Genomic DNA, 12,671 nt, shown 5'->3' on the forward strand with positions numbered 1-12,671 from the left:
AGGATGAAATAACTCTACTTAGCCACGCTGATACTGTGTTTAATATGTTTTAAATGAACCACGATAGTAAATGTAACAATAACCAACAGTGACCAAGAACCCCATTTTCCTGCATGTACTGCAGACCAAGCACCAATTTGATTAGGATATTGCCAAACACCAAAAAATGTACCGAAATTCTCAGCAAGCCAAATAAAGAAACCAATCAGAACAAAAGCCAATAATAGTGGCATTTTTCGCTCTGTATCATAAGGCGTAAAATAGACCACACTGCGCGCATAAAGGCCTAAAATAAATGCGGTTAAATACCAACGATAATCACCAATAAAATGATGAGAAAAGAAATTAATATAGATCGCAAGTGCAACCAAAGTTGCCATCCAATAAGGTGGATAATGCTCAATTCGTACTTTTAAAAAGCGCCATGCCTGAATTAAATAACTCCCCACAGCAGAATACATAAATCCTGTAAATAAAGGCACTTCCCACAACTTCGTATAAGCAAAATCAGGGTATTTCCACGAGCCAATTGCAGCCGAGGTTTTAAATAATTCCATAACAAAACCTACAATATGGAAAAAACAGATCGCTTTTAATTCATCCCATGTTTCGAGTTTTCCCCATACCATCCATAATTGGAAAGCAATAGCGAGAATAAGTAAAACGTCATAACGAGGTATTCCTAATATTCCTTTGCTTGGTGTCGCAAATAAAATAAAAAAGAAAAATCCCGCAAATAAACAAGATCGCGCCTCTTTCACACCAAAAAAAAGAAATTCAACAATAAATCGTTTTATACCTTTAAAAGGCCTTAATGGTGGTTCTAATAAAAAATCATCCAATCGTTTTAACATGCTTCTTCCTGAAAACGTGCATTATTAAATAGTATTAAATGCAGAATAATAAATAAGGAGAGATAAAATTGATGAGAAGAAATTTGCCATAGAATGAAAAAACGCACAAGGACGAAAAGGACGAAAAAGAAAGGATTTAAAAATAAAGGTATTTACCCCCCACTACGATACCCACTCTGACTGCCTTTTAGGGTAAATACCTTACGCAAATTTTGCGAAATAACTGAAGCACAAGAGATAAATATAACCCACTCACATTTATCTCAGACGACATGACATGACGACTTTACTTCATTACTTTTAACTACATACTGCGATTTTAAAATAACTCTTTACTACTTTTTACTTCTACTCTTTTACTTCTTACTACTGCTGACAACTTCACTTTATTAATGAGGCTAATTTATGAGAATAATATTTATTCTTTTTAATTTATTCCCACTCTTTCTATTACTTATTTTTACTTACCGTAATCGTATTTAACTTTTTATTTTTATTCAGGATAAAGTGCAATTAATACACTTTATCCTCACACTGATATTAGAAAATAGTAAATGGCATAATTACGTTAAATTTAACGTCTTTTTCATCTTGGAAGATATTACCAAAACCACCCTCATAACTTGGAATATCAGAATGGTTATCATAACGGGTATAATGAAGCTTAAAGAGGGTTCCTTTAGCACGACCTTCTTGAACCGTATACATAATATCCGCATTCCATGCACTTTCTCTGATGCGCTGGCCTTGATCATAAATTGCTTTACCACTTGGCTTAGCATCCCATGCATAAACATAAGAAGTACCTACCGCCCAGCCAGATAGATCCCAATTTTTCAGATCGTACATCACACCCGCATAAAGTGCTTTTTCACCATTGGCGTTAAAGTCAGAACGACCATCCCACCAAACATCAAGACGACCATTTGATGTCGCCCAACCCGGAGTCATGCGTTGTAGGAAATACCCTTGATTTCCTTCCGCCTTAACCCATGTTCCTTCTACTTTGAAATCAAAGACATTATAGGTATAACCGAAAGTTAATGCTTGTAGCCATGCCAGCCCATCATAAACGTCATTAACGCCACCACCAGTAACTTTATCTTTAGCACCATAGAATTGGTAAGACGTTCTTAATGCATTATCAGCAATTGGGAAATCATAGGAAACTTTGCCAAAATATTGGTCGATATAACCATCGGCCTGACCAAATGCGGCTTCTAACACTAAGCTATTTTTAAAGTCATATTTAGCGCCAAAAGAGTGAAGATAGCTGATATTAGTTTCTAGATCAGCTTTACGGAAGTTGTACATATTCCGATACCACGGTGCTTTATATTCATCTGTCCACATATATGAGAAAGATAACTCACCACTTTTATCGAAATCAAAAACTGCTCCGACTTCCGCCCCGCGATAAGTTCCCGGTAAGAAACTCCAGTGTGGACGTAATAAACTCTGGCCTTTAGGTTGAATATATCCACCTTGTGCCCAGAAATTACCTAATTTGAATTTTGCAGCGGCTTTATACACGCTCATACCACTGCGATCGCCTGTCCATTTTTCATCCCAGCGACTTTTAGCATCACTAAAGCCGATTTCATTAGGAGCTGCAGGACCACTGTTATTAAGTTCAGCCGCACCAAAAGCAGCTAAATCAATACCAATAAAATCACCTAAATAACCTGATGAAAAATCTAAATTAGCGTTGAATGTAGAATGGTGTAGGTTAGCTTTGTATTTGCCGTAATCAGGACTATTAGGTGTTAACTCTTTTCTGTCACGATCACGTTGCCAATAAAAAAGACCACCCGTTAAAGTTGAGTCATCAATAAACCCTTCGGCATAAGACATTTTTGCAGGTAGTGCAGTTACAAGCAATGCGCCCATAACGGCAAGTGCCACCCTGCCTGGTTTAGCATGTTGCATAACCATAGCATTGTTTCCTCTTTGACTTTGACTAAAAAAGAAATAAGCACAATGCTTATTTCCAAATATAAAACCCCAAGTGGGGAAAAAACCTAAATTAGGTTAGAAACAGCATATTTTTCGCGACGCGAATTATCAACCAAAAAAAAAGAATTTTTATCAAAATATGACCAAGGGCACATAACTAAATGATCGTTTCATTTTCTTACTTTTATAAGGATCCATTGAAAATAAATATAAATAATTGATTTAAAATGTCTTTTTAGACCAATCTTTAAACGATATTAGATTTCGTTTTTATTAAAAGGAATAATAAGTAGTACTTATAAATAATCTTTTTTAATGGTGTGAAATATGTGCTTTAAATCACACTTTCCTTACTACAGTCTTATTTAGTGTGATGTCATGAAAAAATAGAAGAATAAAGTGATAATAAGTTAATTATTTCAAATGAAATAAATAAAAAGTTATTGTTTGAAATGAAAAAAATTGGGCTTGATTGATACCAAAAAAATAAATACTGAATATCAATAGATGGAAAATTATACAATATTAAAAAGAAAACAGATAAAAAATGCTCGATAAATAATTACCGAGCATTCTATTAATTTTGGCACTTAATACAAATCAAAATATGATTCAAATTAACCTTGTTGAGAAATCTTTGCCCAAGTGTCACGTAAGCCTACAGTACGGTTAAATACCAACTTATCCGCTGTTGATAGCTTATCAGCACAGAAGTAGCCTTCACGCTCAAATTGATACGCTTTTTCAATAGTCGCATCTTTTAAGCTACGTTCAACAAAACCTTCACGAATAACTAAAGACTCAGGATTAATTGTTGATAAGAAATCATCTTCTGCACCAGGATTTGGCACGCTAAATAGACGGTCATAAAGACGAATTTCAGCAGGAATAGCATGTGGAATGCTTACCCAATGAATAACACCTTTTACTTTACGCCCATCAGCAGGATCTTTATTTAATGTTTCTGCGTCATAAGTACAGTAAATGGTAGTGATTTCACCTTGCTCGTCTTTTTCAACACGCTCAGCTTTAATAACATAAGCATTACGTAAACGAACTTCTTTACCTAGCACCAAACGTTTATATTGACGATTTGCTTCTTCTTTAAAGTCAGCACGATCAATATAAATTTCACGGCTAAATGGTACTTCACGCGTACCCATTTCCGGTTTATTTGGGTGATTCGGCGCAGTTAAAATCTCTTCGCCTTCTGGCATATTTTCAATAACTAAACGAACGGGATCGATAACAGCCATTGCACGAGGTGCATTTTCGTTTAAATCATCACGAATACAAGATTCTAATGCAGCCATTTCAACATTATTTTCTTGTTTCGTTACACCAATACGTAAACAGAACTCACGAATAGAGTCAGCAGTATAACCACGACGACGTAAGCCTGAAATCGTTGGCATACGAGGATCATCCCAACCATTGACGATGTTTTCTGTCACAAGCTGATTCAGCTTACGCTTTGACATCACGGTGTATTCAAGGTTAAGACGAGAGAATTCATATTGACGAGGATGACAAGGGATAGTGATATTATCCAGCACCCAATCATATAAACGACGGTTATCTTGGAATTCTAACGTACATAAAGAATGAGTGATATTTTCCAGAGCATCTGAGATACAGTGGGTAAAATCATACATTGGATAAATGCACCATTTATTTCCAGTTTGGTGGTGTTCAGCGAATTTAATACGATAAAGCACAGGATCACGCATAACAATAAATGGTGATGCCATATCAATTTTCGCGCGTAAGCACGCTTTACCTTCTTCAAAGCCACCCGCACGCATTTTTTCAAATAGCGCTAAGTTCTCCTCTACGCTACGTGAACGATAAGGACTGTTTCTGCCTGGTTCTTTTAAAGTGCCGCGATATTCACGAATTTCTTCAGCGCTCAACTCATCGACATAAGCTAAGCCTTTATTAATCAACTCAATCGCATATTGATAAAGTTGATCAAAATAATCCGAGGAGTAATGAACGCTACCTTCCCATTGGAAACCTAACCACTGAACATCTTTTTGAATTGAGTTGATGTACTCAATATCTTCTTTTACTGGATTGGTATCATCAAAACGTAAATTACATTTACCCTGGTAATCTTTAGCAATACCAAAATTCAGACAAATTGATTTCGCATGGCCGATATGAAGGTAGCCATTAGGTTCAGGTGGGAAACGCGTATGCACGCTATCATGTTTCCCTGTTGCCAGATCTTCGTCAATTATTTGACGAATAAAGTTAGTTGGGCGGGCATCTGCCTCATTCATGGTCATTTTTTCCTCAAAGCAAAACGCATAATTAACCCACTATAATCCAATAAGCAGGTTTCATAAATACCTTAGCTAAATACACCCCTGAGATATTTATCAAAATAGAGATAAAAAAACGGGAAGTTTAAAAGACTCCCCGTTTTATCGTCTCATTTAACCATCTCTTTATAGAGGATTAAATATCTGTATAGAAATTATTTTAATACTTTGTAGATAACGGTTTTATTTCCAACTACTTCACCCGTAACTTGTTCAGCAATTTTATCAAAATCATCGATATTGCTAACAATCACAGGGCTTATCATCGATTTAGCATTAGCGTTCAGATATTCAAGATCTAATTCTAAGATAGGTTGACCGACTTTAACGTCCGCACCTTCTTCGACTAAACGCTTAAAGCCTTTACCGCCTAATGCAACAGTATCAATCCCCATATGAACGATGATTTCAACGCCATTATCAGTTTCAATACAAAATGCATGGTTAGTATCAAAAATCTTAACGACCGAGCCTGTTGCAGGTGCCATCACAATATTAGAGTTTGGTTTAATCGCAAGGCCATCCCCTACAATACCACTTGAGAAAGCTTCATCAGGCACATCTTTTAATGCCACAACTTCACCATCAAAAGGCGCAATCATTTCAAGTAATACTTTTGCATTAGCATTAGCTTGTTTTACAGGTGTTTTTTCAGTGGATACGGTTGAACCAGACGCTCCTTCATAAGCAGCAACTGGGCCTTGTGTTAATACATCACGCATTGCGCTAGCGACAAGTTCTGCACGCGTACCCACAATGACTTGAACACTTTGTTTGTTTAAACGAATGACACCCGATGCACCTAAGCGTTTTGCGAATGCATCATTAACTACAGAAGAATCTTTCACATTAAGACGTAGGCGAGTAATACAAGCGTCAATGCCCGTTAAGTTATCAGAACCACCAATTGCGGCGATATATTGACGAGCTTCCTGCTGAACGCCTTCTTTGCTATTTGCAGGGGCTGTTGTGATATCTTCGTCATAACCATCAGCAGTTTCATCACCAGACACGTCATCTTCACGACCCGGTGTTTTCAGGTTGAATTTGGTGATAGTGAAACGGAAGATGCCGTAGTAAATGAAGAAGAACACAATACCTTGAACAATCAGCATGTACCAATGAACAGCCAGTGGGTTACGTGAAGATAAGAACATATCCACTAAGCCCGCACTAAAGCCGAATCCTGAAATCCACTCCATACTTGCAGCAATATAAACAGAGATTGCCATTAAGAATGCGTGAATAACATAAAGTACAGGTGCAACAAACATAAAGGAGAATTCAAGCGGTTCGGTGATACCAGTGAAGAATGCAGCGAATGCACCCGCCATCATGATACCAGCAACTTTTGCTTTATTTTCTTTACGTGCACAGTGATAAATCGCAAGAGCAGCACCCGGCAAACCAAACATCATTACAGGGAAGAAACCTGCTTGGTAACGCCCCGTTACACCCACAGTCGCTAAGCCCGCATCGATAGATTTCTGACCAGCAAGGAAATTAGGAATATCATTGATACCCGCAACGTCAAACCAGAATACGGAGTTCAACGCGTGGTGTAGACCAACAGGAATTAATAAACGGTTAAAGAATGCGTAAATACCTGCACCTAATGCCCCCATATCTTTAATACTTTCACCGAAGCTGACTAATCCGCCATAAATAACAGGCCAGATATACATCAAAATAAAGGCGACAATGATCATGAGGAATGACGCTAAAATTGGAACTAAACGCCGACCACTAAAGAAAGAGAGTGCGAGAGGCAATTCAACTTGGCTAAAACGGTTATAAAGTTCCGCTGAAAGCACACCCACTAAAATCCCCACAAATTGGTTCTCAATTTTACCAAATGCTGCAGGTACTGCCTCTAATGGGATCCCCTTGATCATAGACACAGCCGCTGGCGAACAAAGTGTTGTGACTACCAAGAAACTCACAAAACCCGTTAGTGCAGCAGCACCGTCTTTGTCTTTTGACATGCCATAAGCAACACCAATGGCAAATAAGACTGACATGTTTTCGATGATAGCAGCACCAGATTTGATAAGTAAGGCAGCAAGCGCGTTATCGCTACCCCAGCCTACTGGGTCAATCCAGTAGCCAATCCCCATCAGAATTGCTGCTGCAGGTAATGTAGCAACAGGCACCATTAGTGCCCGTCCTATCTTCTGCAGATAACTTAAAATATTCACAAACTCCCCCTTGGATAGCCCCTATACGGGATCTTATTCATACTCATTCATATTTTATAAAAAAATTGATGAGCTAATTATTTAATTCCATTTTCAGTCTAAAAAAATTATTTCGTATCGCAAATTAATTAGTCATAATTTGTGATTGAAGTCACCAATATCGTATATTTTTTAGCTGAAATGCTGGCTAAGTCAGAAAGCTTATTTTATGATTAAAAATATCTTTTGGCGGGACAATTGGGTCATCGACTAAAAATGAAAAGAAATTCGTGTTATAGATGAGTCACTGATAATCACACAGCGAAATAACATGTTCCTGAATTATCAGATTTGTCTTTTTTCTATGAGGTTACTATGAGGTTAATCCCCCTATCCACGGCAAAACAAGTTGGTAAGTGGTCTGCAAATTACATCGTTGAAAAGATCAACACATTTAATCCAACCGCAGATCGCCCTTTCGTGCTTGGTTTACCAACTGGTGGCACGCCATTGGCGACATATAAAGAGTTAATTGAATTACACCGTGCTGGAAAAGTCAGTTTTCAACACGTTGTTACATTCAATATGGATGAATACGTCGGTATTCCGTCTGATCATTCACAAAGTTATCGTACATTTATGTATGAAAACTTCTTTAATCATATTGATATTAAAGATGAAAATATCAATTTATTAAACGGCAACGCAGAAGATCCACAAGCAGAATGTGCGCGTTATGAGGCTAAAATAAAGTCTTATGGCAAAATCAATCTGTTTATGGGGGGTGTGGGTAATGACGGTCACATTGCTTTTAATGAACCTGCATCATCATTATCTTCACGCACTCGCATGAAAACACTCACCGAAGACACGCGTTTAGCGAATTCACGTTTCTTCGATAATAATGTTAATCATGTTCCTAAATACGCGCTGACTGTTGGTGTTGGTACTTTATTAGATGCTGAAGAATTAATGATTTTGGCAACAGGCTTTAATAAAGCACAGGCTGTACATGCCGCCACCGAAGGTGCAGTTAACCATTTATGGACAATCTCCTGTGTCCAGCTTCATCCGAAAGCAATTATAGTGTGTGATGATCCTGCCACAATGGAATTACGAGTTAAAACATTGCGTTATTTCCAACAGATTGAAGCGCAAGAGTGTCAAAAATATCAAGACTAAGTTTAGTAAAATAAGTACCTACTGATTAAGTAGTGGAAAAGGCTAAGCTCTCTTACTTATCAGCCAGAATTTACTGGCTGATATCGGCTTTTTTAGATTGACTTCCCTTATCAGGAGACAAAGGTATGTTTGCCTTAACAAATGCTGTTATTTATACAGGTTACGACCGTTTAGAAAATCACGCCATTATTATTAACGGCTCCCGTATTGAGCAGGTTTGCCCACAGGATCAACTGCCAAAAGATATCACTGTACGTGATATGAAAGGTGCAATTGTCTCTCCTGGTTTTATCGATTTACAAGTTAATGGCTGCGGTGGCGTGCAATTTAATGACACCCCAGAAAATGTTACCGTTGAAACGCTAGAAATCATGCAAAAAGCGAATGAGCGTTTAGGCTGTACCAGTTATTTACCAACACTAATTACCTGTTCTGATGAATTGATGAAGATAGGCATCGAAGCAACTCGTGCCTACATGAAAAAACATAAAAATAAAGTACTGGGATTACATTTAGAAGGCCCTTACATCAATGTGATTAAAAAAGGGACGCATGATCCGCAATTTATTCGTCAACCAAGTGCTCAGATGATTAGCTATTTGTGCGATAACGCTGATGTCATCGCAAAAATCACCCTTGCACCAGAAATGGTTGATGAAAAGTATGTTCGTCAATTAATCAAAGCAGGTATCATTGTTTCGGCAGGCCATTCCAATTCGACTTATGAAGAAGCGCGTAAAGGATTCCGTAATGGAATTTCATTATCGACCCATCTTTATAATGCAATGCCTTATATTACAGGCAGAGGCCCTGGTCTTGTTGGCGCTATTTATGATACACCAGAGGTTTATGCAGGTATTATTGCTGATGGTATGCATGTTTCATGGGCCAATATTCGCAATAGTAAGCGTTTAAAAGGCGATAAATTACTTTTAGTTACAGATGCAACTGCGCCTGCAGGGCTTGATCCTAATAAAAATGAGATGGATAGCTTCGTTTTTGCAGGAAAAACCATATATTATCGTAATGGATTGTGTGTCGATGCTGATGGCACATTAAGTGGATCATCACTTACTATGATTGGCGCAATTAAAAATAGCGTGATTCATGTAGGTATTCCATTAGATGAAACATTACGAATGGCTACACTTTATCCCTCTCGTGCGATTGGGGTAGAAAAAGAACTCGGTACAATTGAAGCTGGAAAAATTGCTAATCTCGCTTCTTTTGACAAGGACTTCAACCTTTGCACAACATTTGTCAATGGTATTGAAATAACTGATAACTAATGGATGTATATGCTGATGAGTCATAACAACACTGAAACGCAAATTGGCAATATCGATCTTGTTAAACAACTTAACAGTGCGATTGTGTATCGACTGATTGATCAACACGGGCCCATTTCCCGTATCCAAATAGCCGAACAAAGCCAGCTAGCACCGGCCAGTGTGACTAAAATTACTCGTCAGTTGCTTGAACGTGGGCTCATCAAAGAAGTTGACCAACAAGCATCAACAGGTGGACGACGTGCGATTTCTATCATTGTTGAACACCGTAATTTTAATACCGTCAGTGTGCGACTAGGACGCAATGATGCGACTGTCGCACTCTATGATCTAAGTGGTAAGGTCATTATTGAGCAACACTATCCCATAGAACAAAGCACACAAAATGAAGTTGAAACTCTGCTTATTAACGCAATTGATGATTTTATTAAACAAAATCAACGTCGTATTCGTGAGCTTATTTCAATTTCCGTGATCTTACCCGGCCTTGTTGATCCCAATAAAGGCATTGTTCGTTATATGCCTCATATGAAAGTGGATAATTGGGCATTAGTAAACAGTCTTGAAAAACACTTTAGCCTACCATGTTACGCTGGTCATGATATTCGAAGCCTCGCATTAGCTGAAAACTATTTTGGTGCCACAAGAGATTGTGAAGATTCGCTATTAGTGCGAATTCACCGTGGTGCTGGTGCAGGAGTTATTATAAATAATAAAATTCTCCTCAATCAGCGCGGTAACCTTGGGGAAATTGGCCATATCCAAATAGACCCTCTAGGTGAGCGTTGTCATTGTGGTAATTTTGGTTGTTTAGAAACAATTGCATCAAATACGGCTATTGAAGCCAAAGTACGCTATCAATTAGAGCAAGGTTACCCAAGCCAATATTTATCATCGACACAGTGCCAAATCCAAGATATCTGTCATGCTGCGGTTAAAAATGATCCATTAGCGGTGGAAACGATTAAACAAGTTGGTCTACATTTGGGCAAAGCCATTGCGATTGCAATTAACTTATTTAACCCACAAAAAGTTGTCTTAGCGGGTGAATTGACCGAAGCTGCTGAAATTTTGCTTCCTTCTATTCAAAGTTGTATTAATACTCAAGTATTAAAAGAATTTAGAGAAGAGCTTCCTGTTGTCACATCAGAGCTTGATCATCGTTCTGCAATAGGGGCTTTTGCATTAACTAAACGTGCAATGCTTAATGGAGAATTGCTTCAACAGCTATTAGAAAAGTAAGTTATTGCCGATAAATTATACTTTTTGAGTTAAATAAATACTTTTTCTTATTTAAATAGAGAAATAAGTATAAATTTCAAACAGTAATAGATTAAAAAAAAGAAATGTCACGTAATTTTTTCATTACATTTCTTTTTTATACTTTTTTATCCCTACATCTTACATGGTTTTTATTCATCCCTCTCCTCTTACTGCTTTGTTTTTTCTTTTTATTCACACTTTACACTCTCATATTTTTGAGTATATTTTTTATCAAAAAGGTTGTTTTTTGGATCTTTTTTCGACAAAATGATTAACCATCGAGCAAACGGACACGTTTCTCGAAAATTAATGCAAAAAGCAGTTGACGGATTTGTCTGTAATACGCATAATGCGCCCCGCAACGCCGACGAAGGTTATGCAAAAAAAGATGGCTATGTAGCTCAGCTGGTTAGAGCACAACACTCATAATGTTGGGGTCACAGGTTCGAATCCCGTCATAGCCACCATCTTTTTTGCGGGAGTGGCGAAATTGGTAGACGCACCAGATTTAGGTTCTGGCGCCGCAAGGTGTGCGAGTTCAAGTCTCGCCTCCCGCACCATTTTAACCTCGTCAAGAATTTATCAGTTGGGATATCGCCAAGCGGTAAGGCACCAGGTTTTGATCCTGGCATTCCCAGGTTCGAATCCTGGTATCCCAGCCATATTTCTGATAAATAATAAGTGTGTTGACAATTGAATTAGCGGATGGGATATCGCCAAGCGGTAAGGCACCAGGTTTTGATCCTGGCATTCCCAGGTTCGAATCCTGGTATCCCAGCCATCTTTCGCTAGATTCAATATGGCTATGTAGCTCAGCTGGTTAGAGCACAACACTCATAATGTTGGGGTCACAGGTTCGAATCCCGTCATAGCCACCATTTTTTTGGGATATCGCCAAGCGGTAAGGCACCAGGTTTTGATCCTGGCATTCCCAGGTTCGAATCCTGGTATCCCAGCCATATTTTGAAAGAGAGACTCGCAAAGCGAGTCTTTTTTTCTCCAAGTTGTTGCGGGAGTGGCGAAATTGGTAGACGCACCAGATTTAGGTTCTGGCGCCGCAAGGTGTGCGAGTTCAAGTCTCGCCTCCCGCACCATTGATTACTAACGTGTATATCACGAAATCAACGATTAAGACTCGCAATAGCGGGTCTTTTTTGTTTCTACGATCCTATTTTCCCCAAACACGATTTCTCCCCTTTGTACTTCTCTTTACTTTCCTGCATTCAAAACAATTTTTTATTTCATCTTGATTTTTCCAAGCCTTTTTGATCTTTCTGTACATATATTCACTCAAATACTATACTCCCCTATAGTATATTTAAGGATTATGTATGCCACACTCACCAGCAGAAAAAAAAGCCGCGTTAACTCGCGTGAGAAAAATCAAAGGGCAACTTATTGCATTAGAAACTGCTCTTGAAAATGAAAATGAATGCGGCCAGATATTACAACAAATTGCTGCCATTCGAGGCGCTATCAATGGCCTAATGGCAGGTGTACTCGAAAGTCATCTACGTGAAGGTCTTATGGATGCCGTCGCTTCTCCTGAAGATCAAAAAAATTCTGTTGATGATGCCATTTCACTTATCCGCACTTACCTGCGTTAATAACAAAAAAAGGATA

General features: G+C 38.3%; 8 protein-coding genes and 7 tRNA genes. 11 read left to right on the forward strand and 4 right to left on the reverse strand.

Annotation, left to right across the window (positions count from 1 at the left end):
- Positions 1-14: 14 nt before the first annotated feature.
- From JEP40_RS07115 to nagE, 4 genes are all read right to left on the reverse strand, one after another.
- The gene (locus JEP40_RS07115) at positions 15-854 is read right to left on the reverse strand and encodes a DUF817 domain-containing protein (RefSeq protein ID WP_198622991.1); all 840 of its coding nucleotides are present in this window, start codon (positions 852-854) and stop codon (positions 15-17) included.
- Positions 855-1,394: 540 nt separating this feature from the next.
- Positions 1,395-2,789 (reverse strand): chitoporin ChiP, encoded by a 1,395-nt coding sequence (chiP, locus tag JEP40_RS07120; RefSeq protein ID WP_198622992.1) that lies wholly within the window; start codon positions 2,787-2,789, stop codon positions 1,395-1,397.
- Between the two features lie 638 nt (positions 2,790-3,427).
- Entirely contained in the window at positions 3,428-5,095 is a 1,668-nt protein-coding gene (glnS, locus tag JEP40_RS07125) for a glutamine--tRNA ligase (protein ID WP_198622993.1), read from the reverse strand.
- A 197-nt stretch (positions 5,096-5,292) separates the two neighbouring features.
- Entirely contained in the window at positions 5,293-7,335 is a 2,043-nt protein-coding gene (gene nagE, locus JEP40_RS07130; RefSeq protein ID WP_198622994.1) for an N-acetylglucosamine-specific PTS transporter subunit IIBC, read from the reverse strand.
- 354 nt (positions 7,336-7,689) lie between these two features.
- Between nagE and nagB the strand changes: the two genes are divergently transcribed.
- The 11 genes from nagB (at position 7,690) to frmR (ending at position 12,655) form a co-directional block, all read left to right on the forward strand.
- Positions 7,690-8,496 (forward strand): glucosamine-6-phosphate deaminase, encoded by an 807-nt coding sequence (nagB, locus tag JEP40_RS07135; protein ID WP_198622995.1) that lies wholly within the window; start codon positions 7,690-7,692, stop codon positions 8,494-8,496.
- 125 nt (positions 8,497-8,621) lie between these two features.
- Positions 8,622-9,785, forward strand: coding sequence for an N-acetylglucosamine-6-phosphate deacetylase (gene nagA, locus JEP40_RS07140; RefSeq protein WP_198622996.1), 1,164 nt, complete (start codon positions 8,622-8,624; stop codon positions 9,783-9,785).
- 9 nt (positions 9,786-9,794) lie between these two features.
- Positions 9,795-11,027, forward strand: coding sequence for a DNA-binding transcriptional regulator NagC (gene nagC / locus JEP40_RS07145; protein WP_198622997.1), 1,233 nt, complete (start codon positions 9,795-9,797; stop codon positions 11,025-11,027).
- 411 nt (positions 11,028-11,438) lie between these two features.
- Positions 11,439-11,515: transfer RNA gene (locus JEP40_RS07150), tRNA-Met, on the forward strand.
- 8 nt (positions 11,516-11,523) lie between these two features.
- Positions 11,524-11,608: transfer RNA gene (locus tag JEP40_RS07155), tRNA-Leu, on the forward strand.
- Positions 11,609-11,635: 27 nt separating this feature from the next.
- Positions 11,636-11,710, forward strand: a tRNA-Gln gene (locus JEP40_RS07160).
- A gap of 44 nt (positions 11,711-11,754) precedes the next feature.
- Positions 11,755-11,829, forward strand: a tRNA-Gln gene (locus JEP40_RS07165).
- Positions 11,830-11,849: 20 nt separating this feature from the next.
- A tRNA-Met gene (locus tag JEP40_RS07170) sits at positions 11,850-11,926 on the forward strand.
- A gap of 6 nt (positions 11,927-11,932) precedes the next feature.
- A tRNA-Gln gene (locus JEP40_RS07175) sits at positions 11,933-12,007 on the forward strand.
- Positions 12,008-12,057: 50 nt separating this feature from the next.
- A tRNA-Leu gene (locus tag JEP40_RS07180) sits at positions 12,058-12,142 on the forward strand.
- A 237-nt stretch (positions 12,143-12,379) separates the two neighbouring features.
- Positions 12,380-12,655, forward strand: coding sequence for a formaldehyde-responsive transcriptional repressor FrmR (gene frmR / locus JEP40_RS07185; protein ID WP_198622998.1), 276 nt, complete (start codon positions 12,380-12,382; stop codon positions 12,653-12,655).
- The last annotated feature ends 16 nt before the right edge of the window (positions 12,656-12,671 follow it).

It is taken from the genome of Proteus vulgaris (genome assembly GCF_016239305.1).
GTDB classification, from domain to species: Bacteria; Pseudomonadota; Gammaproteobacteria; order Enterobacterales; family Enterobacteriaceae; genus Proteus; species Proteus vulgaris_C.